The 25,937-nt window shown below is 72.3% G+C and carries 24 protein-coding genes; 15 read left to right on the forward strand and 9 right to left on the reverse strand.

Annotated elements, in window-relative coordinates:
* Window positions 1-319 precede the first annotated feature (319 nt).
* On the reverse strand, window positions 320-1,339 hold the full coding sequence (locus tag AAGI91_09845) for a class I SAM-dependent methyltransferase (GenBank protein MEM1042919.1): 1,020 nt from the start codon (window positions 1,337-1,339) through the stop codon (window positions 320-322).
* A 260-nt stretch (window positions 1,340-1,599) separates the two neighbouring features.
* Between AAGI91_09845 and AAGI91_09850 the strand changes: the two genes are divergently transcribed.
* Genes AAGI91_09850 through AAGI91_09860 form a run of 3 tightly spaced genes read left to right on the forward strand, consistent with a single transcriptional unit; the run spans window position 1,600 to window position 4,164 of the window.
* Window positions 1,600-2,229, forward strand: coding sequence for a S24 family peptidase (locus tag AAGI91_09850; GenBank protein MEM1042920.1), 630 nt, complete (start codon window positions 1,600-1,602; stop codon window positions 2,227-2,229).
* A gap of 49 nt (window positions 2,230-2,278) precedes the next feature.
* Window positions 2,279-2,947, forward strand: coding sequence for an ECF-type sigma factor (locus AAGI91_09855; GenBank protein ID MEM1042921.1), 669 nt, complete (start codon window positions 2,279-2,281; stop codon window positions 2,945-2,947).
* Window positions 2,944-4,164, forward strand: coding sequence for a serine/threonine-protein kinase (locus AAGI91_09860; GenBank protein MEM1042922.1), 1,221 nt, complete (start codon window positions 2,944-2,946; stop codon window positions 4,162-4,164). Before AAGI91_09855 ends, AAGI91_09860 begins: the two co-directional genes overlap by 4 nt.
* Window positions 4,165-4,169: 5 nt before the next feature.
* On the opposite strand, the gene AAGI91_09865 is transcribed toward AAGI91_09860, so the two are convergent.
* Together AAGI91_09865 and AAGI91_09870 are read right to left on the reverse strand one after the other, a co-directional pair.
* On the reverse strand, window positions 4,170-4,598 hold the full coding sequence (locus AAGI91_09865; protein MEM1042923.1) for a hypothetical protein: 429 nt from the start codon (window positions 4,596-4,598) through the stop codon (window positions 4,170-4,172).
* A 33-nt stretch (window positions 4,599-4,631) separates the two neighbouring features.
* Window positions 4,632-5,411 carry a ParA family protein gene (locus AAGI91_09870; GenBank protein ID MEM1042924.1) on the reverse strand — a complete coding sequence of 260 codons (780 nt, stop codon included), beginning with the start codon at window positions 5,409-5,411 and terminating at the stop codon, window positions 4,632-4,634.
* Between the two features lie 194 nt (window positions 5,412-5,605).
* On the opposite strand from AAGI91_09870, the gene AAGI91_09875 reads away from it, so the two are divergent.
* The 5 genes from AAGI91_09875 (at window position 5,606) to AAGI91_09895 (ending at window position 10,693) form a co-directional block, all read left to right on the forward strand.
* The gene (locus AAGI91_09875; GenBank protein ID MEM1042925.1) at window positions 5,606-6,124 is read left to right on the forward strand and encodes a S26 family signal peptidase; all 519 of its coding nucleotides are present in this window, start codon (window positions 5,606-5,608) and stop codon (window positions 6,122-6,124) included.
* 176 nt (window positions 6,125-6,300) lie between these two features.
* On the forward strand, window positions 6,301-7,290 hold the full coding sequence (gene trbB, locus AAGI91_09880; protein MEM1042926.1) for a P-type conjugative transfer ATPase TrbB: 990 nt from the start codon (window positions 6,301-6,303) through the stop codon (window positions 7,288-7,290).
* 124 nt (window positions 7,291-7,414) lie between these two features.
* Complete coding sequence (locus tag AAGI91_09885; GenBank protein MEM1042927.1) at window positions 7,415-7,753, forward strand: TrbC/VirB2 family protein; 339 nt, start codon at window positions 7,415-7,417, stop codon at window positions 7,751-7,753.
* Entirely contained in the window at window positions 7,750-8,094 is a 345-nt protein-coding gene (locus AAGI91_09890) for a VirB3 family type IV secretion system protein (GenBank protein MEM1042928.1), read from the forward strand. The genes AAGI91_09885 and AAGI91_09890 overlap by 4 nt, the downstream gene beginning before the upstream one ends.
* 37 nt (window positions 8,095-8,131) lie before the next feature.
* Complete coding sequence (locus AAGI91_09895) at window positions 8,132-10,693, forward strand: hypothetical protein (protein ID MEM1042929.1); 2,562 nt, start codon at window positions 8,132-8,134, stop codon at window positions 10,691-10,693.
* A 38-nt stretch (window positions 10,694-10,731) separates the two neighbouring features.
* On the opposite strand, the gene AAGI91_09900 is transcribed toward AAGI91_09895, so the two are convergent.
* Window positions 10,732-11,727 (reverse strand): hypothetical protein, encoded by a 996-nt coding sequence (locus AAGI91_09900; GenBank protein ID MEM1042930.1) that lies wholly within the window; start codon window positions 11,725-11,727, stop codon window positions 10,732-10,734.
* Between the two features lie 94 nt (window positions 11,728-11,821).
* Here AAGI91_09900 and AAGI91_09905 point away from each other — a divergent pair, with 94 nt between their 5' ends.
* The 3 genes from AAGI91_09905 to trbL all read left to right on the forward strand — a co-directional run bounded on the left by AAGI91_09905 (window position 11,822) and on the right by trbL (window position 14,099).
* Window positions 11,822-12,583 (forward strand): type IV secretion system protein, encoded by a 762-nt coding sequence (locus AAGI91_09905; GenBank protein MEM1042931.1) that lies wholly within the window; start codon window positions 11,822-11,824, stop codon window positions 12,581-12,583.
* An 85-nt stretch (window positions 12,584-12,668) separates the two neighbouring features.
* Window positions 12,669-13,145, forward strand: a complete 477-nt coding sequence (locus AAGI91_09910; GenBank protein ID MEM1042932.1) for a hypothetical protein — start codon at window positions 12,669-12,671, stop codon at window positions 13,143-13,145.
* A gap of 3 nt (window positions 13,146-13,148) precedes the next feature.
* Window positions 13,149-14,099: a P-type conjugative transfer protein TrbL gene (trbL, locus tag AAGI91_09915; protein MEM1042933.1), complete on the forward strand. Its 951-nt coding sequence runs from the start codon at window positions 13,149-13,151 to the stop codon at window positions 14,097-14,099.
* A gap of 109 nt (window positions 14,100-14,208) precedes the next feature.
* Here the strand turns inward: trbL and AAGI91_09920 are convergent, their stop codons facing one another.
* A complete protein-coding gene (locus AAGI91_09920) occupies window positions 14,209-15,363 on the reverse strand; it encodes an AAA family ATPase (protein ID MEM1042934.1) in 1,155 nt (384 codons plus the stop codon).
* Between the two features lie 134 nt (window positions 15,364-15,497).
* Here AAGI91_09920 and AAGI91_09925 point away from each other — a divergent pair, with 134 nt between their 5' ends.
* Genes AAGI91_09925 through AAGI91_09940 form a run of 4 tightly spaced genes read left to right on the forward strand, consistent with a single transcriptional unit; the run spans window position 15,498 to window position 20,996 of the window.
* Window positions 15,498-16,385: a type IV secretion system protein gene (locus AAGI91_09925; GenBank protein MEM1042935.1), complete on the forward strand. Its 888-nt coding sequence runs from the start codon at window positions 15,498-15,500 to the stop codon at window positions 16,383-16,385.
* 37 nt (window positions 16,386-16,422) lie between these two features.
* Window positions 16,423-17,466, forward strand: a complete 1,044-nt coding sequence (locus AAGI91_09930) for a TrbG/VirB9 family P-type conjugative transfer protein (GenBank protein MEM1042936.1) — start codon at window positions 16,423-16,425, stop codon at window positions 17,464-17,466.
* A gap of 31 nt (window positions 17,467-17,497) precedes the next feature.
* A complete protein-coding gene (locus tag AAGI91_09935) occupies window positions 17,498-19,096 on the forward strand; it encodes a TrbI/VirB10 family protein (protein ID MEM1042937.1) in 1,599 nt (532 codons plus the stop codon).
* Between the two features lies 1 nt (window position 19,097).
* Window positions 19,098-20,996 (forward strand): type IV secretory system conjugative DNA transfer family protein, encoded by a 1,899-nt coding sequence (locus tag AAGI91_09940; protein MEM1042938.1) that lies wholly within the window; start codon window positions 19,098-19,100, stop codon window positions 20,994-20,996.
* Here AAGI91_09940 and AAGI91_09945 read toward each other — a convergent pair.
* The 4 genes from AAGI91_09945 to AAGI91_09960 form a co-directional block, all read right to left on the reverse strand.
* On the reverse strand, window positions 20,942-23,503 hold the full coding sequence (locus AAGI91_09945) for a heavy metal translocating P-type ATPase (GenBank protein ID MEM1042939.1): 2,562 nt from the start codon (window positions 23,501-23,503) through the stop codon (window positions 20,942-20,944). The two genes, AAGI91_09940 and AAGI91_09945, sit on opposite strands and share 55 nt — an antisense overlap.
* Complete coding sequence (locus AAGI91_09950) at window positions 23,496-24,140, reverse strand: methyltransferase domain-containing protein (GenBank protein MEM1042940.1); 645 nt, start codon at window positions 24,138-24,140, stop codon at window positions 23,496-23,498. The genes AAGI91_09945 and AAGI91_09950 overlap by 8 nt, the downstream gene beginning before the upstream one ends.
* Before the next feature lie 2 nt (window positions 24,141-24,142).
* Window positions 24,143-24,946: a cation transporter gene (locus AAGI91_09955; GenBank protein MEM1042941.1), complete on the reverse strand. Its 804-nt coding sequence runs from the start codon at window positions 24,944-24,946 to the stop codon at window positions 24,143-24,145.
* Between the two features lie 127 nt (window positions 24,947-25,073).
* Window positions 25,074-25,811, reverse strand: a complete 738-nt coding sequence (locus tag AAGI91_09960; GenBank protein ID MEM1042942.1) for a methyltransferase domain-containing protein — start codon at window positions 25,809-25,811, stop codon at window positions 25,074-25,076.
* Between the last annotated feature and the right edge of the window lie 126 nt (window positions 25,812-25,937).

Consider the following 25,937-nt stretch of genomic DNA (forward strand, 5'->3'; position numbering starts at 1 on the left):
CCTGGGACTCGGTCGCGTGAGATGCGACGCTGGATGTAGAGGGAGCCACGGGATTTCCTGTTGGCTGGTGGTGCGGAGCTCAGCCCAGCCCGCGGCCCGTGGAGGGCCGCTCTGGGGGACTCCGGCCCGCCGCGTTGACGGGCTCGCCCATCGGCCCGGCATTGCGGCAGGCCGCGCACGTCCCGTCTCGTGTATCACACCCCTCCGTCGCTCAACCTCCCCTCCTCGGTGAGCGTGCCGCTCCCCGTCTCACGTCAGATGCCCCGACCCCTCGGTCTGCCCTGCCGATTCTTTCGATTAGCGAGGCTGTTTCTTTCGATCAGCCGAAGTAGCGGTCCGCCTGGACGGGCGCGAGGACGCCCAGAGCCTCGGCCACGCTTCCCACGGACGCCTCCACGCATGCTCTGCTGCGCGCGGGAGCGTTCTCCGGCTCCCGGTCCACGACGAGGACCCGCGTGCGCACGGAGGTCCCGTATGGCCGGTACACGGCCCCGCCGACCTCGACGTCGGCCCGGAGCCGGAACGGGGTGCGGTCGACGGCCTCGAAGAAGGCCCGGTGCGTCGTCTTGCCACGCCGGACGCCCGCGCTGAGCACGGCCACGAGACGCCCGCCCGGGTCGAGGCGCTTCAGCGCCTGGAGGACGTGGTCGGTCCCGACGGTCACGACGCGGCGACTCCCGAGCCGCCCGGCCGTCCTCGAGAAGGGGGGGTTCATGAGCACAACGTCGGCGCGAGCCTCTGGCGGGAGGATGGCATCCAGGTGGTCTGCGTTCTCGCGCGTCATTGTGCGGGACGGGTCGCGGCCCGCCTCGTCCAGCAGGACCGCTAGCAGGTCGGCCCGACGGTCGCACAACTCGTTGGCGTGGACCGTCGCGTCAGAGGCCAGGGCGAACGTGCAGAGCGCGCCGGTCCCGGCTGAGGGCTCGATCACACGCGACCCGCGCGCGGAGCCGCGCGCACCCACCCCGCTCACCCACGAGCAGAGCGCCGCGTAGGCGGCGGGCGTCGAGAACTGCTGGTAGTCGTTCTGCGCCGCCGTCCGGCGCGTCTGGCTGGGCAGGAGCGCCGAGAGCCGCTCGACCTCGGCGAGCCCGTCCGAGGGGTCATCCTCGAGAGGGAGGTCGAGGCGGAGCAGGTGAAGGTGGAGCCCGAGCTCGGCGGCGTCGTAGGCGTCGCGGGGCGAGAACGCGCCCTCGGCGAGGGTCCCGCCGAAGGCGTCGGCCGCGAGCGCGAAGAGTTCGGCGGACGAAAGCGGTGTCCCGGCTGCGACGGAGCGCCCGACGGACCGAGCGAGGGCGAGGTTGGCGGTCGAGTTGGGCGGGTTCGGGTTGTGGGTCATAGCAGAGGTGGACGGGGTCCGGTCGAGTGGGTGGTGCCGACGGTGCGTCACCGGGGGTCGCGCCGTCGGCACCGCTAGCCGGGCGCGGCTCACCGACAGTCCGCCAGCTCCCTGCGTCGCGTTTACTCTTATTTCCGAACGACTTGCGAGCGCACGGACCTCAGCGTGACGACCTCTCCCTCACTCCGATAAAGATTTCCGGGACCCAGTTATCACCTAGAGGTGTAAACTGACAGCCACCCCGTCACACGCCCCTCCCCGTGCTCTACCCTCGCCAGTCCGAGCTCCTCGGTCTCATTCGGGACGCCGTCCGCCGCTGCGGCGAGGCCCCGAATGGCCGAGAGCTCGCCCGGCGGATGGGGCTTCAGAGCACGTCGGCCGTTTATGCCCACCTCCGCAAGCTCGAGGACGCCGGGTTCGTCCGGCTCACGTCGGGCGGGCGAGGCGTGCCGCTCCAAATCGCTCTCACAGATGAGGGCCACCGGAACGAGCGCGTCCAGCTCTGGCCTCGCCTTGGGACCATCCCGGCCGGGCCGATCACCGACGTCTCGCAGATGGCCGACGAGTTCGTCGCCACGCTCCCCGACCTCGTGCCCCAGATGCGGCCGGGCGACTACCTCCTCGACGTCGAGGGGTACTCGATGATCAATGACGGCATCGGGCCGGGCACGACGCTTGTCATGCGGCCCGACGTCGAGCCGACCGAGCGGGACATCTGCTCGGTCTACGTCGAGGGCGAGGGGAACACGCTCAAGCGCGTCGCCCGCGACGGGTCCTACGTCGTCCTCGTCGCGGCCAACCCCGACTTCTCCGACCAGCGCCTGCCCGCGCGCATGATCCGGATCCAGGGCGTCGCCATCGCCACGCTGGCGGTCCGCGCCCTCCGCTGATCCGGCCGCTAGCCCACCTCTCGTCCCTCCGCCTTCCTTACCCCGCCCGATGATCGCCACGGCCCACCTCCCCGACCGCACGACCCGACGGACGCTTTCGGTCCGTTCGATCCGCACGGCCCTCGACGCCGAGCGCGCCGTCTACGCCGACCTCCGGACGATGGCGAGGCGACTCCGCTCGCGCGAGAGCCCTGGGATCACGCTCGGGACGACGGGGCTCGTCCACGAGGCGTACCTCGCGCTCCAGCGGGAGTCCACGCGCGAGGCGAGCGAGATCGGGCAGCGCGACGCCGTGCCGCTCGGGCTCTACGCCCGCGCGATGCGGAACGTGCTCGTGAGTGCGGCCCGGAAGCGCCGCGCCGACAAGCGCGGGGGCGGCGTCCGGGCGCTCCCGCTCAGCGAGCACGACGTCCGGGCGGGCTCCGATCCGATGGGCGCCGAGGGGTGGGCCGCGCTCACCGTCGACCTCGACGCGGCGATGGAGCGGCTCCGTCGCGTCGGCCCGCGCGGCGAGCGGCTCCGCCGGGTGGTCGAGCTCAAGTTCTTCGCGGGGCTCGAGATCACGGAGATCGCCGAGGCCACGGGCACGAGCCCGGCGACCGTGAAGCGGGACTGGGAGAAGGCCCGCGTGCTGCTCTACGCCTACGTCACCGACGACGCGGTCTCTGGAGAGGCAGTCTCCGAGGCCGCCTCAGCCGAAGCGCCAGAGCACAGATGAGCCCCTCCCCCGCCCAACCGGACGGCGGGGACGCCGCCGGGCCGCACGCACTTGATGCCCTCCGACGCCTGATCGACGAGGCGTTGGGGGGCGACCCCGTGGGGAGCGCCGTCCGCGTGGACGGGGTCCTCCTCGACCTGCTCATGGACGCCGCCCCCGACGGGCGGGAGGCCATCGTCGAGCGGGCACGGTCGTTGTCGCTCGACCTCGGCGAGCGGGCCGCCCGGCTCGCGCGCGCCGTCAGCGCCGCGCCGGAGGCCGGATTCCTCTCGGGGTCGGCGGCCGAGTCGTTCGCGGCGTGCGTCGCCGACCCGTCCCTCGCGCCTGGAGACGCCGTCGGCGAGTACCGCGTCCTGGGCGAGATCGGGCGGGGCGGTATGGGCGTCGTCTACCTCGCCGAGCGTCCGGACATCGGACTTCGGGCCGCGCTGAAGGTGCTCTCGGGGATTGTCGTAGACCCCGATGCCGACCCCGAGACCGAGCGGTTCCTGGAGGAGCGGCGGCACCTCGCGGGGCTCTCCCACCCCAACGTGGCCCGGCTCTACGACGCGGGCACCACGCCCGACGGGCGGCCCTACTTCGCGATGGAGCACGTGGACGGCGAGACCGTCACGGCCTACGCCCGTCGCCGGGGGCTCGGCCTCCGCGACCGGCTCGCGCTCTTCGAGCAGGTCTGCCAGGCCGTCCGGCACGCGCACAACCGCGGGCTCGTCCACGGCGACGTCAAGCCCGAGAACGTGCTCGTCACCGACGACGACGAGGGCCGTCCGGTCGCCAAGCTCCTCGACTTCGGCGTGGCTGCGCGCTGGCGCTCATCGAGCGAGTGCTCTGCTGGCGATGGTGCCCCTCCCCCGTCGTGGCGGCCCTTCACCTACGGGTTCACGGCCCCCGAGGTCGTAGCAGGAGGCGAGCCGACGCCCGCGTCCGACGTGTACGCTCTCGGCGTGCTGCTCCGCGATCTGGTGGAGCGGTCTGAGCGTCGTCGGGTGCCTCACGCAGTCACTGAGGTCCTCCGGTTGACTATCGACCGGGCGGCCAGCACCGCCGCGGGCGACCGCCAGCCCTCGGTGGTCGACCTCTCTGCCGAGCTCCGAGCGCTCCCGTGGGAGGTCCGGCGGACGCCCCGCGCCACGCCGTGGGCGGTCGGCGTCGTGCTCGGTGCCCTCGCCGCGCTGGCGGGGGCCGTCGCCGTCACGTGGAAGTCCGAGCGCGAGTAGCGGTGCTACCTCCCGCCGCGCCGGAGGCCGAAGTGACGGGCTTCGAGGGCGAACCCTCCTCCCCTGCCCCGCTCGGTCTCCTCCAGGTGCTGTCGGAGCGCCTCCTGGACCACGTCGTTCTGGCTTACGCCGCCCTCCTCGGCCGCCGCCCGGACCTTCGCGCGCATCCAGGCCGGGACGTTCCAGTTGCCCTGGACGATCCGGTCGTACTCGTCGTCGCCCGGCGCGGGTGCCTCGGGCCGCTGGACGGGCTTGGCCGGTCCGACGGCTCCTCCAGAGGCCGTTTGCCGCGGTTTCTTCTTCGGCTTCGGGCTCTCGGTCTTGAGGGGCTCGTCCGTCACCGGCGGGGTGGCCGCGCCGAACGCGCCCTCGAAGGCGGTCCCCTCGGTCGTGGCCGGTTCGATGTTGAGGCGGGGCTTGCGAGACTTCGCCATAGGTACTAGGGTCTAGGCGTTAGAGACTAGGGGCTATACAATTCGCGGTGACGGCCGCGACTCGATCTCGTCGGCGAGCGCAGCGTAGTCCTGCGCCGCCGTCGAGGACGGGTCGTAGAACGGGAGCGGGACGCGGGCCATCTCGGCCTCGCGGACACGGACGGTCTCGCGGACGTATGTCTTGAGTCCCCCCTCCCCGTCCGGCCCAGCCGCCTGCTCGGCCACGTACGCGGCGAGGTCGAGGTCGTGGTGGCTCGACACGTTGACGCGCGTCGCGAAGGCGCCCGAGACCGGCGTCGTCCCGAACCGCTTCGAGAGCTCGACGACGTCGACGAGACCGTCGAGCGCGCCGCGCCCCGAGGCCACGGGGACGTAGACCTCGTCGGCGGACGCGAGCGTGGCCGTCACGAGCGCCGACGCCTGGGGCGGCGAGTCGATGACGGCGAAGTCGTAGTCGGCCTCGACGGCGTCGAGGAGCCCGACGAGCCGGTTCGCCAGCCGGGCGACGGCCTGGCCTTCGAACTGGACGAGTTGGCGGCTGGCGGGGACGAGATGGAGAGCCCCGCCGCCATCGCCGAGCGCGCCGTCCCAGTCCGGCGTCTCGACGGCGTCCGACGCCTCGACCTCGCCCTTGAGGAACCGTGCGGCGGCGTGGGACGGGTCGAGTCCGGCCGACTTCGTGAGCGTGGCTTGGGGGTCGAGGTCGACGAGAAGCACGCGGTGGCCCCGCCGAGCCAGCTCGGCGGCGACCGAGAGCGAGGAGGTCGTCTTGGACGACCCGCCTTTGAGGTTGCTGAAGGCGATGACGCGCACGAGGGAGAGGGCTGGGTCCTGCCTCCTAGATACTACTAGCTAGGGTCTATTGTCGAGCGTCTAGACGCTAGACTATATGATATGAGCCTCTGGGCGGTGCCGACGCGCTGTGGAAAAGGACAACTAGAGCCTTGATGCTAGAACGACACTGTGCCACCACCGCTGTCAGGGGAGCGACCACAACTCGATTTCGCATGTGGCCGCTAGCGCTGGTCGTCGGAGTCCTCGTGGTTCTCGTGGCGACGGCGTCCGGCGTCCGCGTCAACACGACGCCAAGCCTACCACGCGGCCTCTACATCGCCTCGGCGGTAGGGGAGCGGCCCGTCGCGCGCGGCGATATCATCGCGGCCTGCCCCGACACGCTGGCGGTCCTACGGCTCGGGCGGTACTGGACGAACGGGCGGTGCCCAGGTGGCGCGAACCGCTCCGACGGCGTGCGGCCCCTGGCGAAGCCCGTCGCGGGACTCCCCGGCGACACCGTCCGCGTCGACAGCGCAGGCGTGTGGGTGGGGGAAAGGCTCCTGCCCGCGAGCCGCCCGCTCCTCCGCGACCGCGCGGGCCGCTCCGTCCGGCCTCAGTTCGGGGTCCACGCCCTCGGTCCCGGTGAGTACTGGCTCCACTCGGGCCGCGTCCCGACCTCCATCGACTCCCGCTACGCCGGTCCCGTCCGCGTCGTCTTGGAGCGCGTCCGACCGCTCTGGACAGAGCCATGAGCCATGCTCGTGTTCGCCTAGAGCATAGGGTCTAGATCCTAGCAATAGTCGTGAGCCACGTTCAAGCTGCACCGCGCTCTACCCAGCGGATCCGCCCGAACCGCTCTCCGAACGAGGTGATAGCCCGGTGAGCCCGGCCAAACGCGGGTCCCCACTTTCCAGCCGCCGTGCCCCCGATGATTTCCTCGCCCTCGCCTGAGGCCCCACCGCCGGGCGGGGGCGGGGACCGCGAGGCCCGTTACCGCGAGCTCATGGAGCGGTACCTCGGCCCCGACGTCGTGCGCGCGTTCGCCGACGACGACGTGACCGAGGTGTACGCCAACGCCGACGGCCGCCTCCGTCTCGACACGCACTCGCACGGCAAGGTGCTCGCGGGCGCCCGGCTCCGCCCGGCCCGCGTCGAGCAGTTCTTGCACGCGGTCGCCGCCTTCCACGGCGACGCGCTCCACGGCGGGACCCCGTCGGTCCAGGCCGAGCTCCCGGACGAGACGTTCGGGGGCGCCCGTCTCCAGGGGTTCCTCTCGCCGCTCGCGGCGGCGGCCTCGTTCGTGATCCGCAAGCGGGCCGCGCGGGTGTTCAGCCTCGACAGCTACGTCGACACGGGCGTGATGACGGCCGAGCAGCGCGACGCGCTCCGAAAGGCCGTCCGCGAGCACGAGAACGTCCTCGTCTGCGGCGGGACGGGGTCGGGGAAGACGACGCTGTGCAACGCGCTCCTGCGGGAGATGACCGGCCAGTTCCCTGAGGAGCGGATCGTGGTTCTCGAGGACACGGGCGAGCTCCAGTGCACGGCCGACGACCACCTCGCGCTCCGAACGTCCGACGACGTCTCACTCGCCGACCTTGTCCGCCACACGCTCCGCTGCACGCCCGACCGGATCGTCGTCGGCGAGGTCCGCGACGAGGCCGCGCTCCACCTCCTCGACGCCTGGGCGACCGGCCACCCCGGCGGGTGCGCGACGCTCCACGCGACGACGGCGCTCGGGGCGCTCCACCGGCTCGGACGGCTCGCGCAGCGGGCCAACGTGCCGCCCCAGCACGAGCTGGTGGCCGAGGCCGTCGGCGTGGTGCTGGTGATCCAGGGCGGCAACCAGGGGCGGCGCGTGACGGAGCTCGTCCGCGTCGAGGGCAAGACGGGCGGGGCCTACGAGCTCACGCCCGTCTGAGCGCCTCTGTGAGCGCGACGTCGCCCGGGTGAGCCTCGGACGCGGCCCGCCGCGCTCTCGCGCAGTAGGCGGCCCTCCAGAGCCTCTGGCGAGCCGCCGCGACCCCTCACTCCACCCCACGCCCATGCCCCGCTCGCTCCAGCCCGACTCTAGCCGCCGTGTCCTCGTCGGACGCGCCCTCACGCTCCTCGCCCTCGCGGCCGTCCTCGCCGACCCCGCCGCGGCCTCTGGCGGCGCGGCCATGCCGTGGGACGGCCCGCTCCAGACCATCGCCGACGCGCTCACCGGCAACACGATCCGGCTCGTCGCCGTAATCGCGCTCGCCGCCGGCGGCATCGTGTGGGCGTTCACTAAGAACGAGGAGGGCGTCAAGCGGATTGGCCAGGCCGTGCTCGGTCTCGGCGTCGCCATCGGCGCGGCCTCGTTCGCCGCCACACTCGGCATCTCGGGCTCGACGTTTTGAGCGCGGCCCGCAGCGGGGGAGGGGGGAAGCTCCCCGAGCGGCCCGTCCACCAGTCGCTCGTCCGGACGCCGCGCTACGCCGGGGTCGACCGGACCTTCCTCGTCTTGGAGGTCACGCTCGTCGTCTGCCTGGGCTACCTCATGGGGCTCTCGTGGGCGACGGCGGGCGTCGTGCTCCTCACCGTCGGCGTGGTCCACCCACTCATGGTCCGGCTCTCGGCCGACGACGAGCTCCTGCCGCACCTCGTCGTGCGGACGCTCACGCAGGCCGACGCCTACGACGCGCTCCCACACGCCTCTGGCCCCGTCCGCAAGCCGAGCCCGGCCGTTCCCACGCCCTAGCCGTGACGGCTAGTCCCTAGCGTCTAGACCCTAGATCATGAGCTTGATTTCTGCCGCCGCCGGCCTCGCCGCGGGGTCCCTGGGCGCCGCCGCGTTTGGGAAGCTCCGCGAGCACCGGAAGGCGCCGCGTGCACTCTCGGACCTTCTCGGCTGGGGATTCCTAGTAGGGGAGGGAGTTGTGCTCACGAAGGACGGCTCGTTCCTGGCCGCCTGGCGCGTCCGGGGTCGCGACCTCGCGTCCTCGACTACGGGCGAGGTCGCCGCGCTGGCAACGCACGTCGGCGCCGCGCTCTCGGCCTACGGCGACGGCTGGATGGTCCACGCCGATGCCGTCCGCCGCGAGGCCATCGGCTACGCGCCGCCCGAGCAGTGCCACTTCCCGGACCCTGTGAGCGCGCTCGTCGACGAGACGCGGCGCGCCCGCTACACGGCGACCGCCGAGCACTACGAGACCGAGTCGGTCTTCTCGCTCACCTACACGCCGCCGCCGGGACTGGTCGGCCGCCTGCAAAAGGCCGTAGTCGCCGGACGAGACGGGGCCTCTGGCGTCGACTGGGACCGGCTCCTCGGCCAGTTCGAGCGCGAGGCGCGCGGGCTTCGCGACCGCCTCTCGTCGGCCGTCCGGATCGAGCGGCTCGGGAGCGCGGACCTGCTCCTGCATCTCCACGAGTGCCTGACCGGGCTGCCCCACGCCGTCGGCGTGCCGGGGCATGGGGCGTACCTCGACTACGCGCTCGCCGACCAGCCCTTCGTCGGCGGTTTCGAGCCGCGCGTGGGCGGCAAGCACGTCCGCGTCGTCGCCGTGCAGGGCTACCCGAACGCGACGACGCCTGGGCTCGCCGACCCGCTACTCCGGCTGCCGTTCCCGTACCGGTGGAGCCTTCGGTTCCTGCCGTTCTCGCCCGCAACGGCGACCAAGGTGATCGGAAAGGCCCAGCTCGGGTGGTTCCAGAAGCGGCGCGGCGCGGGCGACTGGGTCAAGGACATGGCCTCGAAGGAGAAGCGCCACGACACCGATATGGACCTCGCCTTCCAAGACGCGAACGCGAGCCAGATGGTGCTCGACGCCGGCGCCGCGCGGGCCTCGAACACCGGCGGCGAGCTCCGCTTCGGCTACCTCACGGCCTGCGCCGTCGTGATGGCGGAAAGCGGCCGGGCGGCCGACGACCGGGCGGCCGGGCTCCTCAAGGCCGTCCGCGACCTCGGGTTCACGGGCCGCGTCGAGGACGTGAACGCCGTCGACGCCCTTATCGGCTCCCTGCCGGGCCACGGCCACGCCAACCTCCGCCGCCCCGTCCTGTCGACCGACAACCTCGTCGACTTGCTCCCGCTCACGGCCCCGTGGGGCGGGCACCGCGAGGTACCGAGCGGGCTCTTCCCCCCGGGCTCGCCGCCGCTGCTGTGGGCGAAGACGGACGGCTCGACGCCCTTCCGGCTCTGCCTTCACGAGGGCGACGTCGGCCACACGCTCGTCGTCGGCGCGACGGGTGCGGGCAAGTCCGTCCTCGTCGGCCTCATCCTCGCGCAGTGGCGCCGCTACGCCGGGGCGCGCACGGTGACGTTCGACGTCGGCTACTCGCACTACGTCTCCGGCCGAGCGATGGGCGCGGCGCACTACGACCTCGCCGGGCCGCTGGCGGCCGGTCGCCCCGTCGAGATGCAGCCGCTCCGCGACGTGGACCGGCCCGAGGTGCGGACGTGGGCCGTGGACTGGGTCGAGTCCCTCGTCGAGCTCCAGGGCGAGCGGCTCTCGCCCGACGAGCGAGGTCGCCTGGCCCACGCCGTCGGCCTGCTGGCGGAGAGCCCGCCCGAGGACCGGACGCTGACGGCGCTCCTAGTCGGACTCGGCGACGAGCGGCTCCGGGCGCTCGTGCGGCCCTACACGCTGGAAGGCCCGTACGGCCAGCTCTTCGACGCTGACCGCGACTCCTTCGGGAGGGGAGAGGAGGCCGTCCGGCATCAGGTCGTCGAGCTCTCGCACCTGGTCGGGATGTCGGACCGCGTGCTCGTGCCCGCGCTGACGTACCTCTTCCGCCGCGTCGAGGAGGGCCTGGACGGCTCGCCGACGCTCATCGTGATCGAGGAGGCCTGGGCGGCGCTCATGCATGGCCGCTTCGCCGACCGCCTGCGGCAGTGGCTCCTGACCCTCCGCAAGCGGAACGCGGCCGTCGTGGTTGTGGCACACAGCCCAGCCCAGTTCCGGGACCCCGGCGTCAAGGGTGCGCAGCTCCTCGTCGAGAGCTGCCCCACGCGGATCTTCCTGCCCAACCCCGACGCCGCCGAGCCCGACACGGCGGCGCTATACCGCTGGCTGGGTCTCAACGAGGCCGAGGTGTCGCGGCTGGCGCGGGCACGGAAGAAGCGGGACTACTACGTCCGCTCGCCGTCGGGCGCCCGGACGTTCGACCTCGCGCTCGGTCCGCTCGAGATGGCGTTTCTGGGCACGCTCCCCGGCCGCTCGGCCGACGAGACCGTCCGCGAAGCGGCACGGCTGGCAGACGCTGACGGAGAGCGGTGGCCCGCCAAGTGGCTCCGCCTCTGCGGGCTAGATGCCGAATCGGAGGCACTGTTGTCTCACCTCGGCTCGGGATCACCTTGACTCGCTGTAGAATCTCCGGGTGTCGGTTACAGCCACTATCAGTCCTGTTCCGGCCTTTCTGACTGGCCCGAATCAAAGATCTTCGCGCGTCTACGGGTCGCTTGGCCGAGGCGTCGCCGGTCTCCTTCTAGGGCATCCAGCAGGCTGTCCGGGGGGCGTGCGATCTGGTCGAGGTAGTCCAGCACCTCCGCTAGCCCGCCGCCGCCGTGCTCGTATTGAGCCACGACCACAGCAGATGGGCAGTAGTGATTGACCATAACGCTCGTGAAATGCTCGACATCGCTGGTAAACGCCGATAGACTCTCGCCCAGGCGATCTCTACCACACCTCGTCACAAAGTCGTTGTAAACCCGCTCGGCGTGAGCCTTGAGCTGGGCTCCCCCTCCAGCGTTGAGCACGACAACCTTATGCGATGAGGCAACATCCTCGATGTCGCCAGCACCGAGCACGTCTGCGATCGTGGCGTCGTCGTGGAGGCGCAGCAGAGGTGCTGTCGTCACGACGACTGGTACGTGACTGAAAATGGTGTCGGCGAAGTGCCCTCCTCCGAGCTGAGTCTCGCAAGACCCTGCGAGTTGCTCGGGTAGGGCGTACACGAGTTGCGAGACTGCCCGCGTAATCGCGTTGGGGTTCGGGCCAGACTGAGTGATCTCGACACCGCTCGCGCAGAGGGGGCCGAGAACTGGGAAGGGGCGGTGTCTGAAGGGGAAATTGCGCTCGATGAAGTAGTCCTGAGCGTGGAGGACGTCCGTCGGAAATGTCTCATCTAGCGCACCGTAACGGTGCGGCGTGAACACCCACCGCGTTGATGGATGGCGGTATTTGCACTCCACCGCGAGGGAGAAGAAGTAGGGATCCGTGATGAACGTCGCGTCGACGTCGAACGAGAACTCGCGCTCGACGCCCTGCTCGTCCGAACGGAAGTAGGTGTACTCACCTCCAATGACGCCGCTTCTACCCTCCAGGAAGCGACGAACGTCAGCTTCGAGGGGGAGTCCTGAGCGTAGAAGGTGATCTTTCCAGGTCTTGGCCATAGGACAGATTCTACCGCCATAGCTGACAGTGAGCCGCCAGAGGCCCGGACCGCGCTCTCGGGGTGACGCCCCCCTCCACGAGCCCCCAGACCCCATGCTCCGTCCCAGCCTGTCCCTGCGCCTCGCGCGCATTCTCCGCCTCCGGCGCTCCGTCGGCCTCGCGGCGATGCTCGCCCTCGTCGCTCTCGCGCCCGCCCAGGAGGCGAAGGCGCAGTGGGCCGTCGTCGACCCGGCACACATCGCGAAGTCGGTCATGAACGGCCGCCAGATCATCCAGCAGCTCCGCGCCCAGCGCGACCAGCTCCGGGCCTTCCGCGACAACGTCCGCAAGCTCCGGTCCTACAACGTCCGCGACGTGACGGGCTTCATGTCGCACCTCGACCGGACGATCGCCTCCGGCGGCCAGCTCGCCTACTCGTCGGCCAACCTCGGGCGCGAGTTCGACCAGGCGTACCGCTCGTTCGACCTCGCCGACCCGACGGCCGAGATCGGGCGTGTGCTCGAGAACCAGCTCTCGGGATCGCTCAACACGCTCCGAGCGCTCCGCGAGCACGCAACGCAGCTCCAGGCGTCGCGCCGCGACCTCCAGGGGTTCCAGAGCCAGGTCCGCGCGGCGACGAGCGCCCAGCAGGTCGCCGAGCTCCAGGGGACCATCCAGGCCTACCAGGCCCAGGAGACCCAGATGCTCCGGCAGGTCATGATGCTCCAGGTCGACCAGGCGGCCCGGGCCGAGGCGAGCGAGGCGGCCGTGCAGGCCTACGCCCGCGAGGTCGGCAAGGCGCAGACGGCGCGGAGCCGCGACTACGCCCGCCGGATGGGCGGTCGCGACTACGGCCGCGGCCCGGTCATCGAGTAGCGCCCGGCTCACCGGATGACGGGAGGGCCGTCACCGCCGTCGCCTAGCGTCGGTGGCGATGGCCCTCTCACTCGTTTCCAGACCCATGCCCCGCTCCGTCTCCTCCGTGCTCCTGGCCGCTCTCGTCGTCCTCACCGCTGACTGTGGCCCTGGCGATGCGCCAGAGGCCACGCCGAGCGAGGCCGCGCCGGGCGTCGCCCACCTCCAGGCGTGCCTCGACGTCGCGCCGACCGAGCCCTGCCCCGCCAACCCCGACGCGGACGGGGCCTACTGGACGGCCCAGCAGGAGGCCCAGAGCGGAGCCTACCTCGACGCCGCCGAGCTCTGCCTCCGCGCCGCCATCGACGGGCACAAGGCGGCCCGCGAGGGCGCCTGCGTCGACGTCTACCGGGCCTACGTCGCCGAGGGCGTCCGCTCCGACCTGGGCGGCCGCTTGGACGAGACCGAGGCGCGGCGCGGGTACGCCAAGGCCCGGATCGCGCTCCAACGCCAGCGCTCCCAAACGTTCATCGACGGGATGCGGGCTGGCCCCGGCCCGGACGTCCCTCAAACCATCGACTAGCCCGTGACGAGCCTGCCCCTCCGACCTCTCGACGCCGACCGCCAGCGGCCCCGCGCGCGCCGCGTGCTCGGTGGAGCGGGACTCGCGGCCCTCGCCCTCGTGCTCGCGCCAGAGGCCGCGGCGCAGCTCCCGCCCCCGGAGGTGCTCGACACGATCGTCGAGGACTTCCGCACGGCGGCCGACTCGGCCCGGCCCGCGCTCCTCGCCATCGCGCGCGGGACGTTCGGCGTGCTGGCGATCATCGAGATCGCGCTCAGCGGGCTCTTCTGGACGCTCCGCGCCGAGGGTCCGTACAAGGTGCTCACCGGGCTCGTCGTCAAGCTGGGGTGGCTCGCGTTCGCCTTCGGGCTCATCGCGACGTTCGACCAGTGGTTCCCGCCGGTCATCAACGGGTTCCTCGCGGCGGGGCAGTCGGCCTCCCCGGGCACGTTCAGCCCCGGCGAGGTGCTGGGTCTCGGCGTGCAGATCTCGACGTCGATGGTGGGGGCCATGTTCGAGGAGCTGTCGTTGCTCGACATCGACGGCCCAACGCTGACCAACATCGTGCTCGTGGCCATCGCCGCGCTCGTGATGGAGGTGCTCTTCGCCGTCATCGCGGGCATGGTCGTCCTGGTGCTCGTCGAGTCGTTCCTCGTCTTGGCGTGCGGGTCGCTCGTGCTCGGGTTCGCCGCGTTCCGCGGGACGGCGTCGCTGGCGGACCGGTTCGTGGCCTACGTGTTCGCGGTCGGGATCAAGCTGTTCCTGCTCTTCCTCCTCGTGTCCGTCGGGATGGACATCGCGGAGGCGTGGCTCCCCATCATCGAGTCGAACCCGGGCGACGTGGCGCCGATGCTGGCCGTCCTGGGCGGGGCGATCACGTTCGCGCTGCTCGTGATCGTGCTGCCGTCGAAGGCGTCCTCGTTCCTCACGCGCGACTTCCAGCCCGGCTTCGTCAAGGCGCTCGCGTCCGTGTAGGCCCCGGCGCGTCCCCTCCGTTCTGGCTCGGCCCGCAGGGTGTAATCGTGGTTACATGGAATCGTAGGTACACCCTGTGCCGTGGCCCAGCGCTCTCATGCTGCAGGCTTCAAGACCCGGCGACGAAGAGCCTGAGCCAGGCCGCGAAGAAGGGGTCCTCCAGCCGCACCCGGACCCCTCCCTGGTGCTCCTCCTCGCGCGCGACGCCGGCCTTGACGAGCCCGGCGATGGCCGCCTGCATCGTGCTCGGCGAGGAGAGGTCGTAGGCGCGGAGGAGCTCGCCGGCGTACAACCCGGTCCCACCCTCTCGCGCGACGGCGAGGAGCGCCTGCTTCTGGGTCCGGCTGAGCCCGTTCCACGTCTGGGTGTAGAACGGGTCGTCTCGGCTCGCCAAGCGCTCGAGCGTGGCCCGGACGCGCTCGGCCGTCACCGGCTCGCCCGTGGCGAGCGCTTCGGCCCACGCCTCGTGGGCGAGCCGCTGGACGTTGTACGGGACATCCTCGGCGAGGTCGAGAATCGCCTCGACGGCGCCCTCGGACACGTCGAGCCCGGCGTCGGCGAAGCCGGACGCGAGGGCGGGGCGGAAGTCCTCGCGGGGCACCGGGCCGACGAAGAGCCGCGCGCCCAGGCGGTAGAACGGGCGGCTCTCGTCGCCGGTCATCTCGGCCAGCATCCGCGTCTTCGAGCCCGCGAACACGTAGCCGACGTGGTCGTGGGTCTGGACGGCGGCGCGGACCTGTCCCTCGGCGCTCACGCCGCCGTCCTCGACGACGCGCTGAAACTCGTCGATCACCACGGCGACGGGGTGCTCGGCGTCTGCCGCGAGGGCGTCGATGCCTGTGAGCGCGTCGGCGATGAGCGTGGCGTCGGGGCTGCGCGCTCCGGCCGCGAGCGACGCCGAGAACGTGTCGGTGAGGGGGTTGTAGCTCAGCTGGGGGCGGAGCGCGCCGAACGCCTCCTGCACCTTGCGCCCCGCCTTCTGGACCGGCCCGGTGAGCCGCTTCGCGCCGTCGGCGACGATCCGCTCGGCGAGCGCGGTGAGCGACGGGTAGCCCTCGGCGTTGTACCGCAAGACGACAGCGCCCTCGGCCTCCGCCCGTTCGGCAGCGGCGCGGAGGATGGACGTCTTGCCGAAGCGGCGCGGGCCGATGAGGAAGAGCCGCTCGCGCCCGCGGAGCGCGCGGACGACGGTGTCGACCTCGTCCGTCCGGTCGACGATCTCGGTGGCGGAGAGCTCGCGGCCGAACTCGAAGGGGTTGTTCATGGGTTATGCCGATCAACGTTACGCCAATCTACGTAGTGAGCGGATCGGGGCTAGCGCCTGCAGCAGATGGGCGAGAGGGAGTGAGCCTCCGAACCCTGCGAGCGCGCTCAGGGAGCAGAAGCCTCCCGCCGTCCATGCCGCTGTCTCGTCTCCGCCGCCCGTCTTCCAACGGGACCGTTCCGTCGACGCGGCAGAGCCCGAAGCCCGAGGGCTGGGACTACGACGGGAAGACGCCGCCGGAGGTACTCCGCGGCCGGTCCGAGTTCCACCGCGCGTTCTCCGACCTCGCGCGTGGCAAGCGGAACTGGCAGGTCGCCGCCTTCTTCGCGTTCGCCGTGCTCGCGCTCGCCATCGCCGGGCTGGTGACGCTCGCGGCCCAGAGCCGGGTCGTGCCGTACGTCGTCGAGGTCGACCGGCTCGGCCGGGCGTCCGCGATCGCGCCTGCCGAGGCGGTCCCGGCGGTCGCCGACCGCGTCGTGATCGCAGCGCTCTCGGCGTTCGTCTCCAACATCCGGACGGTATACGCCGACCCGGTCGCGCAGCGCGACGCCGTCTACCGGGCCTACGCCTACGTCGGCGGCGACGCGCGGACGTTCCTGGAGGGCTACTTCTCCGACCCGCAGAACGACCCACGCCGATTGGGCAAGGGCGCCCGGCGGAGCGTCGAGGTCGTCGCCGTGATCCCGGTACCCGGAGCGGCCTCTGGCGCCCGGACGTACCGGGTGACGTGGAACGAGACCGAGTCGTCGCCCCAGCGCGGCGACACCGAGCGGGCGTGGGAGGGCTACCTGTCCGTCGTGGTGGCGCCGCCGACGACGACCGAGGGCGTCGAGCGGAACCCGTTGGGCGTGTTCGTGACCGACCTCTCGTGGAGCCCGCTCGCGGGCGCGACCGACGTGGAGGACGACGAGCCCGAGGCGCCAGAGGCCGAGCCCGACGAGGCGCCCGCGCTCCGGGGCGTCCTCGCGCGCCCGACGCCCGATTCCCGACCCACGGCCCGTCCAGACACCCTCCGCCCCTAGCCACCTAGGGTCTAGACCCTAGCCGACACCCTGCTCCATGTTCGCCCGACTCCCCCTTCTCGCCGCCCTCCTCGTCTTCGCCGCCTCGGCGTCAGCGCAGTCGCCAGAGGCCACACCAGACGTTCAGACCGTCGTAGACCTCAGCGCCACACCGGCCTCTGGCGTCGCGGAGCGCGCCGTCGGTCGTCCGGTCGGCGACGGCTTCGACGGCGGCGCCGTAGTGGTGACCGCGGGCGAGATGGAGGAGGCGCTCGGCGAACTCGTCCGCGAGTACCAGCGGACAGGCCGCGCGGGCGTGCTCCGCCAGTCGGCCGTGTGGGTCTTCCCATTCGGCCACACCCAGCCGGTGCTCGCCTGCGCGCCGCTCCGGGCGTCGGTGGTCGAGCTCGAAGAGGGCGAGACCGTCCTGGGCGTCGTCGCCGGCGACACCGAGCGGTTCGCCATCGACCTCACGACGACAGGGCCGGGTGGGCGGACGCCGCTCGTGGTCGTGAAGCCTCTGGCGTACGACGTGACGACGAACGTCGTCATCTCGACCGACCGCCGCGTTTACCACGTCACGCTCGACTCAGCACCCCGCCCCAGCAGGGGAGGGGACTTGAATCCGCAGTCGCGCTACGCCCGCCACGTCCGGTTCTACTACCCCGACGACGCGTTGGCCGCGCTCGCGGCCGCCGAAAGCGGAGCGCCCATGCCGGCGGCGCTGTCGACCACTGGCTCGGCCTCTGGCGACGGCGTCTCGCTCGACGACTTGTCGTTCGGCTACGAGTGGTCGGGCTCGCCCGAGCTCCGCGAGCGCCTGGAGCGCGTGTTCGACGACGGGGTCCACACCTACCTCCAGCTCTCGGCTGATCCGAGTGGCGAGGCCCCGGTGCTCTACGCCATTGGCCCGGACGGCTCGCGCGAGATCGTCAACTACGCCTACCGCCCCGGCCGCGCGGGCGCCGGGACTTACGTCGCCGACCGGGTGCTCGACCGGGCCGACCTCGTGGTCGGGGCGACGGTCAAGAAGGGGCCGTTCGGGCTCTTCGGCCGCCGCCAGGTCGAGCGGTTCGTCCGCATCGCCCGCGTCTCCCGCTAGACCGACGCCGTCCACCCAACCGCCTTTCCAGATGGCCCACGATTCTTTCGACGCCCCCGACGGCGACGCCCCTCGCCACCCCGCCCTCGACGAGTTCGAGCTGGCGGACTCGGCCCAGCCGGACTCCGACGAGCCGTTCTCCTTCGACGACGACGAGCCCGAGGCCCCGCGCGGCGACTTCCTCTCGGGCACCGACGACGGCCGCTACGAGCCCGTCCGCGTCAACCGCCGCCTGGTGCTCGGCGGGCTCCTGATCGCGGGCGCCGCCGTGCTCCTGGGGCTCCTCGTGCTCTCGGGCGACCCGGCCACGCCCGACGCCGACCTCACGGTCGAACGGCCCGAGGCGGCACCCCCGGAGTTCCTGGAGCGGGGCGACCCGTACGTGGCCGACGACGGCGCCGGGCTCGCGGCCGAGCCCGAGGTGCTCTACGCCGATCCGTACGCGGACCCCTACGGCGCGACCTACGTGACCCCGCCCTACGCGCCGGACTACGGCTCCACGGCGTCGGTCGGCCCGACGGCTTCGGCTCCGTCGTACACGTCGCCCTCGTACGCCTCGGCCCCGAGAGGCGAGATGGCAATGGGGGAGACCGCGACGCCAGAGGCCGACGCCTTCGAGCGCGCGCTGCTCTCGCCGGTCGTGGCCCGCGCGGGCGCGCTCACGCTCGACGCGGCCTCTCCGTTCGGCGGGCCGTCGCCCGAGGTCGCGCCTCTCGACCCCGAGCTCCAGCGCGAGGTCGACGAGATCCGCCTGATCGCCGAGCAGTTCGCGCCGCCTGTCGCCGCGCCAGAGGCACGGGAGCGTGCGCCTCTGGCGACGGCGTCTGTTCCTCCGACAGCGAGCCCGTCTGGAGGCCTGGTCGCGCCCGAGGCGCCGCGCAGGGCCTCTGGCGGTTCGCCCGGCCCCGAGAGCCGCCGGGCGTTCGCCGCGCGCACGTCGGCGCTCGGCGAGGGCCGCTACGGCGTCCGCGTCCAGTCTCCCGAGACGCCATTCGTGCTGCAGGCCGGGACGGTGATCCCGGCTGCGCTCGTGACCGGGCTCGACTCCGAGCTGCCCGGCGCCGTCACGGGCCAGGTCACGCGCGACGTGTACGACAGCCGCTCGCAGCGCCACGTGCTCGTCCCGAAGGGGAGTCGGCTCATCGGCGAGTACGACGACCAGATCGCGTACGGCCAGAACCGGGCGCTCGTCGCCTGGACGCGGCTCGTCTTCCCCGACGGCCGCTCGGTCGCGCTCCCCGGCCTCGACGCGAAGGACCTCCGCGGCTATTCCGGGCTCCGGGGCCGCGTCGACCGCCACTTTATGCAGACGTTCGGCTCGGCCGTCCTGCTAGCGACCGTCGGCGCGGGCGCCCAGCTCGCGCTGCCTGACGGCGGGCGGGGCGAGGACTACGCGCAGAGCCCGCAGGAGGTGATCGCGGGGCAGATCGCGCTCGAGCTCTCGCGCGTGGCTTCGAAGGTGGTCGAGCGCGGCCTTGACGTGCAGCCGACGCTCCGGATCGCGCCGGGCCACCGGTTCACGGTCTTCCTCGCGCGCGACCTCGCCTTCGCCGGGCCGTACAAGACGCCTCCGGCGGAGCTCCGCTTTGTCCGGCCGTCCGTGCCGCGCCGCTCGCCGTCAGGGCGGTAGCGTGGAGGCGCAGGACACCGTCCCCGGCTCGCGCTCCGGCGGCGCGCTCCTGGCGCTCCTCACCGTCCCGGTGGGCGTCGGAGGCGTCGTCGCGACGCACGCGCTGGCGTGGTACGCCAAGTTTCACCCGGCGCTCGGCGAGCCGGTCTGGAGCGCGGACCCACCGGCGTACGCCCTGCTCCTCGCCGTGGCGGCGGGCGCGCTGGGCGGGATCGGGCACACGGTGCTCGTGGACCGCAACCGGGGCGGGTGGGCGCTCGTGCTCCTTCTCGTCGTGATGGCGCCCGTGTTCGTCGGCCCGCTCTACGAGCCCTCGGACGGCGCGCGGTGGGTCGCCCAGGCGATCCGAACGCAGGGCATCGGGTCGACGCCCGTCCAGGTGGCCGGGTGGTCGTTCGGGCTGGCGTGGACGCTCGCGCTCGTCGCGATGGCCTTCCTCACGGCGCCCGAGCCCCGCGAAGCGTCGTCGAGCCACGGGTCCGCCACGTGGGGCGACGGCGCCGCGCTGGCGGACGCCACGAGAGGCGTGCTCATCGGGCGCGGGCAGCCGAAACGGAGACGGAAGCCGGGGCCGGTCCTGCGCTACGACGGGCCGGGGCACCTGCTCACGGTCGCACCGACCCGAGCGGGCAAGGGCGTCGGCGCCGTCGTGCCCAACCTTTTGAATCACGGCGGCTCGGTCGTCGTGACGGACCCCAAGGGCGAGAACTACGCCATCACAGCGCGCCACCGGCGCCAGAGGCTGGGCCAGCGCGTGGTCGGGCTCGACCCGTTCGGGCTGGCGGGCCGCCTCGGGCTCCCCGAGGCCGAGGTCGAGGCGGCGCGCGGCGCGCTCAACCCGCTCGACCTCATCGACAGCGCGAGCCCGGACGCGGCCGACGACGCGGCTATGATCGCTGACATGCTCGTGGTGCCCCAGAAGGGCGGGGCCGAGGGCTCGTTCTGGGACGAGGAGGCGAAGGCGCTCCTGGCGGGGCTCGTGCTCTACGTCGCGCTCTCGCGCGTTGGAGCCGAGCGGTCTCTCCCCCACGTCCGCGAGCTCTTGACGCTCGCGCCCGAGCCCTTCGACGACCTGCTCGTCACGATGGGCGGCCACCCCGACGCGACCGTTCAGCGGACCTCGAACCGGCTCCGCCAGAAGGCCGACCGCGAGCGGTCCGGCGTCGTCTCGTCGGCCCAGAGCCACACGCACTTTCTCGACTCGCCCCGGATGGTGACGGTCCTGGGAGAGAGCACGTTCGACCCGGCGGACCTGGCCCGTGGCGGGCTCTCGGTCTACCTCATGGTGCCGCCCGACCGGCTGGACACGTTCTCGCGCTGGCTCCGCTTGGTCGTCGCGACCTCGCTCGTGGCCGTGACGCGAGCGCGGCCCATGACGGTTGGCGGTGGGGGAGGAGAGAGTCGCGTGCTCTTTCTCCTGGACGAGTTCGCCCAGCTCGGCCCGATGGCGCCCGTCCGCCGGGCCGTCTCGCTCATGGCGGGCTACGGGGTCCAGGTGTGGCCCTTCCTCCAGGACCTCGGCCAGCTCAAGCAGACCTACCCCAAGGACTGGGAGACGTTCATCGCGAACACCGACGTGGTCCAGGCCTTCGGGACGACGGACCAGTTCACGGCCGAGTACCTCTCGAAGATGACCGGCACCCGGACCGTGTTCTCGCACGGGGCCACGACGGGCAAGAGCCGGAGCCGTGGCAAGAGCCGGTCGTCGGGCCGGAGCGAGGGGGCGTCGATGAGCGAGCACGGCCGCCCTCTCGTGATGCCGGACGAACTCCGGCTGATGGACGACAGTGAGCAACTGCTCCTCGTGCGCGGCCACCGGCCCCTCCAGTGCCACAAGCTCCGGTTCTACGAGGACGGTGAGTTCGAGGGGCTCGCAGCGAGTCCCCCCGGCTCCTTGTAGGCGAGGAGCCGGAGGGCGTTGAAGACGACGATGAGCGTCGACCCCTCGTGGAGCGCGACCGCCGGGCCGATGCCGAGCCCGAAGAGCGTCGCCGGGACCAGGAATGCGACCATGCCGAGGCTCATCCACAGGTTCTGGCGGATGATCCCGCGCGTCTTCCGCGAGAGGCCGACGGCGAACGGCAGCTTCGACAAGTCGTCGGCCATGAGCGCCACGTCGGCCGTCTCCAGCGCCACGTCGGAGCCAGCGGCGCCCATCGCGATGCCGACCGTCGCGTTCGCCATCGCGGGCGCGTCGTTGACGCCGTCGCCGACCATCGCGACTTCACCCTGCTGGCGGAGGGCTTTGATGGCCTCCACCTTGTCGTCGGGCAGGAGGTCGCCGCGCGCCTCGTCGATGCCGACGGCCCGGCCGACCGACTCGGCGACGACCTGGGCGTCGCCCGAGATCATGATCGTGGTCTCGATGCCGAGCGCGTGGAGCTGGCGGATCACGGCACGCGCGGCCTCGCGAGGCGTGTCCATGAGCCCGACGACGCCTAGGAACCGCCCGCCGCGCTGCACGAGCATCGTCGAGCGGCCGTCGGCTTTGAGCGCGCGGTCGCGCTCCAGGAGGGCAGGGGGGGCCGCCGTCCCGCCGTCGAGCGTGAACAGGTCCGGCTTGCCCACCGAGACGGCCTCGCCTGCCAGCGTCGCGCGGATGCCGTGGCCGGTCACGCTCCGCAGGTTCTCGGCCTTCGCCGCGCCCGTGGCCCGGTCGGCCAGGTCGCGCACGACGGCACGCGCGAGCGGGTGCTCGCTCAGGCGCTCGACGGCGACGACGGCCTCGACGAGCTCCGCCTCGGTCGCACCGTCGGCCGGGACGACGTCGGTCACGCGCGGCTCGCCCTCGGTGAGCGTGCCCGTCTTGTCGAACGCGATGGCGGTCACGCCTCCGAGCGCCTCCAGCGGACCGCCGCCCTTGACGAGCACGCCGCTACGTCCGGCTCGGGCCACGCCCGAGAGCACGGCCGACGGCGTCGCGATCGCGAGCGCACACGGGGACGCCGCCACCAGGACGGCCATCGCGCGGTAGAAGCTCTCCGAGAACGGCTCCGACCAGACGCCCAGCACCCCCAAGAGCGGCGGCACGACGATCAGGCCGACCACGAACGCGAGCACGGACGGCACGAAGACTTTCTCGAACCGGTCGGTAAAGCGCTGCGTGGGCGAGCGCTCGGTCTCGGCCTGGGCCACCATCTGGACCACGCGCGCCAGCGTCGTCTCGCCCGCAGGCCGCGTCACGACCACGTCGAGCGCGCCGGAGCCGTTGAGCGTGCCCGCGAAGACGCGGTGCTCGGGCGCCGCGCCCTCGGCGTCTGCCAGCGCGGCGTCGAGGTCGGGCGCAGGTTGCTTGTCGACCGGCACGCTCTCGCCCGTGACGGGCGCCTGGTCGACCGCGCTCGTGCCGACGGCCACGATGCCGTCGGCCGCGATCCGCTCGTCGGGGCGCACCACGACCGTGTCGCCGACGCGGAGCTCGCCGACGGGCACCTCCGTCTCGACGCCGTCACGCCGGACGCGGGCCGTCGCCGGTGCGAGTTCGCCGAGCGCCTCGATGGCGCGGCGGGCCTTGCCCATCGCGTAGCCCTCGAGCGCGTGGCCGATGGAGAACAGGAACAGCAGGAGCCCGCCCTCGAACCACTCGCCCAGCGCGGCGGCGCCTGCGGCGGCGACCAGCATCAGGAAGTCGATCTCGAAGCGGCCCGCCCGGATCGAGTCGACGGCTTCGCGGACGGTGAACCAGCCGCCAAACAGGTAGGCGCCGAGGAAGAGCACGAACGGGATGGTCTCCGCGACGCCGGTGAACGTCGCCAGCGCCCATCCCAAACCGACGCAGACGCCGCTCAGGATGGCGAAGATGAGCTCGGTCCGCTCGCCGAAGATGCCGCCGTGGGAGTGGCCACCGTGCGCGCCTGGGGCGTGGTCGTGCCCGCTGTGGTCGTCGTGGCCCTCGCCGGGCGCGTGGTCGTGACCGGTGTGGTCGTCGCCCTCGACTGCGGCGACTTCCGGCGGATCGTCGCCGCGGACGGTGACGCCGAGGCCCGCCAGCGCGCGGCGCAGGTCGGCCTCGCTCGTCGCCTCGCGGTCGAACTCGATGCGGACCGGGCCGGTCGCGTTGGCCTCGGCCTCGACCACTCCGGGCGCTTTCTGGATGAGCTCGGTGACGGTCCGGGCGCGGCGCTGGTGCCCGAGCCCGTCGGCGGGCCAGAGCACGTGGCCGTAGCGCTCGGTGATGCGGGCACCGGCGGCCTCGGCCGTGCGCCGCAGCCGGGGGAGCGCGACCGCGCTCGGGTCGTAGTGCAGGCAGAGCTGGGCCGGACGACCGCCCTCGGCGGGGACGACGTGGGCGCGCTCGACGCCGGAAGTGGCCGCGAGCGCGTCGGTCAACCGCGTGACGCAGGCGTCGCGAGCGTCTGGGGCGTCGGGGAGAAGGACCGGGAGGTCGAGGCGGAGAAGGTCAGGCATCAGGAGAAGGGTCGGGAGAGGGGGGCTTGCGGGCGAGGGCGGCCTCTAACAGGCCGCCGAAGAGAGCGGGCTCGCGGTGGACGAGGACGAGCCCGGCGTGGTCCAGGAGCGGTCCGAGCTGGCGGTTGAGGTCGGTGGCGACGACGCGAGCGACGGCCCCCGCCAGGCGGCGGCGGAGCGACGGGCGCTCGCCGTCGGGGAGGAACTTGTCGAAGACGGCCACGCGGCCTCCGGGACGGAGCACGCGGGAGGCCTCTCGGATCGTGGCCTCGGGGTCGGGCACGACGGCGAGCAGCAAGTGGAGCAAGACCACGTCGACCGAGTCGTCGGGGAGATCGAGCGCGTGGGCATCCAGTTCCCGGACCTCGATGGCGGTCCCGAGGCGGGCCGCCTCGGCGCGCGCGGAGCGGACCATGCCGGGCGCTACGTCCCCGGCGACGACCTCCGCCTCTGGCGGGAGGTGTGCGAAGTCGAGCCCGGTCCCGCAGCCGGGGATCAGCACGCGCTCGCCGGGCTGGACCTGGGCGAGCGCGAGCGACCGGCGGCGTCCGGCGTCGAGGCGGCGGACGACGGGGTCGTAGACCGGCGCGTAGAGCGTGTACCGGAGGCGGTCCCACAAGGTCGAGCGGTCGGGCATGGCTACCGGGAGAGGGCGAGGATCCGCCGCGCGCCGTTCGCCACGACGACGAAGATGAGCGCGCCCGCGACGAGGTCGGGGATCGGAGAGGCCGTCGCCCAGACGACGAGGGCCGAGGCGATCACGAGGCCGTTGACCTTGATGTCGTTGGACGTGAAGATCCACGAGGCCTCGACGTGGGCCTCACCCGGGCTACCGCCCCGGGCACGGCGCAGGACGAGGAGCGTCGCCACGTTCCCCACGAGCGCGAGCGCGGCCACGACGATCATGGTCGGCACGTCGGGCGGCGCCTCGGCCGTGACGAACCGGCGGACGACCTCGACGAGTCCAAAGACGGCGAGGCCCGCTTGAAAATACCCGCTCCACCGTGCGAGCCGCTTTTTGCGGAGGACGGTCCCGCCGACCGCGAGCAGGCTCAGCGCGTAGACGAGGGCGTCGGCGAGCATGTCGAGCGAGTCGGCCACCAAGCCCATCGAGCCCGAGACGAGCCCGGCCGTGAGCTCGCCGACGAAGAACGCGGCGTTGATGGCGAGCGCGATCCAGAGCGGCCCGCGCTCCTGCGCCGGTTCGTCGCGGAGGTCGCCCGGGGCGGCCAAGCCGCTCTCGATCTCGCGGGCGCCCAGCCCCAGCCCGTCGAGCGCCTCGGTGACCCGCGCCTGGTCTCCCTCATGGACGACGTCGAGACGGCGAGCGGGGAGGTCGAAGCGGAGCGGCCCGACGCCCTCGACGTCGGCCAGCGCCATGCGGACGAGCCGCTCCTCGGCGGCGCAGTCCATCTTCTCGACGTGGTAGCGGGTCCGGGTCACGTGCGGTCTACGAGGGGATGAGGAGGGGCAGCGCTCGATACGTTTGAGCAGACGCTCAAACTAACAGAACATTTGAGCCGACGTGCAAACGTTCGGTGTATTGGTTTCGCGGAGGGCAGCGGAGCTGTCACGAGAGACCTGGAGCCTGCCCGGTGGCGAGGTAGGCCGCCCCGAGGAGGTGCTCTTCGTAGTGGACGTCCTCGGCGTGGGCCTCGACCGAGCGCCACGGCTGGATGTCCTCGTAGGCTCGGCTCACCCCGAACGGTCGGTTGACGATCTCGCCCGCGCGGATGAGCCACTCGGGCCAGCCGTCGGGGCGGCGGAGCCCGCCGACGGCGATCCGGCCGCCGGGCGTGAGCGCGTCCACGGCGCGCGCGATCACGTCGGCGTGCTCGGGGACCATCTCGATCCCGAACGTCGAGAGGACGCCGTGGACAGGCCCGGGGAACGCGAACTCCCGGACGTCGGCCTCGACGAGCTCCACGTACTCCCATCCTTCGGCCTCGACGCGCTGACGCGCCTGGGCGAGCATCCCGGGCGAGAGGTCCACGCCGACGACGCGACCCGTCGGACCGACGGCCTCCACGAGGAAGGGGAGGTTGGCACCCGTGCCGCAGCAGAGGTCGACGGCCGTGTCGCTAGGCGAGAGCTGGAGCGACTCGACGGCCCGGCGCCGGTAGCGGTCGCCCCCGACGAGCCCGTAGGCGGTGGCGGCCTGGTCGTAGACGGGTGCGAGGCGGTCGTAGAGTCGGCGGACGGCGTCGGGTCCAAGGACGCTGGGGTCGCCAGAGGCCGAGCGCCGGGCGCGGCGCCAGAGGAGGGCTCCGCCAGCGGCGGCAAGCAGAAGGGGGACGGTGCGTTTCATGAGATAGAAGCGGGTAAGGGTCCTGGGGTCAGTGCTCGTGCTCGGACAGTTCGCCTCGGCTGCGGAAGCTCTTGAGCGCGAACACGCCGTCCACGGCGACGCGCTCTCCCGGCTCCAGGCCCGCCG

Source organism: Bacteroidota bacterium (assembly GCA_038746285.1).
GTDB lineage: Bacteria > Bacteroidota > Rhodothermia > Rhodothermales > JANQRZ01 > JANQRZ01.

What these genes read in the sequence shown, in the direction of transcription:
- AAGI91_09845 (MEM1042919.1), bottom strand. Translation starts at nt 1,339, where the DNA reads ATGACCCACAACCCGAACCCGCCCAACTCGACCGCCAACCTCGCCCTC.
- AAGI91_09855 (MEM1042921.1), top strand. Translation starts at nt 2,279, where the DNA reads ATGATCGCCACGGCCCACCTCCCCGACCGCACGACCCGACGGACGCTT.
- AAGI91_09860 (MEM1042922.1), top strand. Translation starts at nt 2,944, where the DNA reads ATGAGCCCCTCCCCCGCCCAACCGGACGGCGGGGACGCCGCCGGGCCG.
- AAGI91_09865 (MEM1042923.1), bottom strand. Translation starts at nt 4,598, where the DNA reads ATGGCGAAGTCTCGCAAGCCCCGCCTCAACATCGAACCGGCCACGACC.
- AAGI91_09875 (MEM1042925.1), top strand. Translation starts at nt 5,606, where the DNA reads ATGTGGCCGCTAGCGCTGGTCGTCGGAGTCCTCGTGGTTCTCGTGGCG.
- trbB (MEM1042926.1), top strand. Translation starts at nt 6,301, where the DNA reads ATGATTTCCTCGCCCTCGCCTGAGGCCCCACCGCCGGGCGGGGGCGGG.
- AAGI91_09885 (MEM1042927.1), top strand. Translation starts at nt 7,415, where the DNA reads ATGCCCCGCTCGCTCCAGCCCGACTCTAGCCGCCGTGTCCTCGTCGGA.
- AAGI91_09895 (MEM1042929.1), top strand. Translation starts at nt 8,132, where the DNA reads ATGAGCTTGATTTCTGCCGCCGCCGGCCTCGCCGCGGGGTCCCTGGGC.
- AAGI91_09900 (MEM1042930.1), bottom strand. Translation starts at nt 11,727, where the DNA reads ATGGCCAAGACCTGGAAAGATCACCTTCTACGCTCAGGACTCCCCCTC.
- AAGI91_09905 (MEM1042931.1), top strand. Translation starts at nt 11,822, where the DNA reads ATGCTCCGTCCCAGCCTGTCCCTGCGCCTCGCGCGCATTCTCCGCCTC.
- AAGI91_09910 (MEM1042932.1), top strand. Translation starts at nt 12,669, where the DNA reads ATGCCCCGCTCCGTCTCCTCCGTGCTCCTGGCCGCTCTCGTCGTCCTC.
- AAGI91_09920 (MEM1042934.1), bottom strand. Translation starts at nt 15,363, where the DNA reads ATGAACAACCCCTTCGAGTTCGGCCGCGAGCTCTCCGCCACCGAGATC.
- AAGI91_09925 (MEM1042935.1), top strand. Translation starts at nt 15,498, where the DNA reads ATGCCGCTGTCTCGTCTCCGCCGCCCGTCTTCCAACGGGACCGTTCCG.
- AAGI91_09930 (MEM1042936.1), top strand. Translation starts at nt 16,423, where the DNA reads ATGTTCGCCCGACTCCCCCTTCTCGCCGCCCTCCTCGTCTTCGCCGCC.
- AAGI91_09935 (MEM1042937.1), top strand. Translation starts at nt 17,498, where the DNA reads ATGGCCCACGATTCTTTCGACGCCCCCGACGGCGACGCCCCTCGCCAC.
- AAGI91_09945 (MEM1042939.1), bottom strand. Translation starts at nt 23,503, where the DNA reads ATGCCTGACCTTCTCCGCCTCGACCTCCCGGTCCTTCTCCCCGACGCC.
- AAGI91_09950 (MEM1042940.1), bottom strand. Translation starts at nt 24,140, where the DNA reads ATGCCCGACCGCTCGACCTTGTGGGACCGCCTCCGGTACACGCTCTAC.
- AAGI91_09960 (MEM1042942.1), bottom strand. Translation starts at nt 25,811, where the DNA reads ATGAAACGCACCGTCCCCCTTCTGCTTGCCGCCGCTGGCGGAGCCCTC.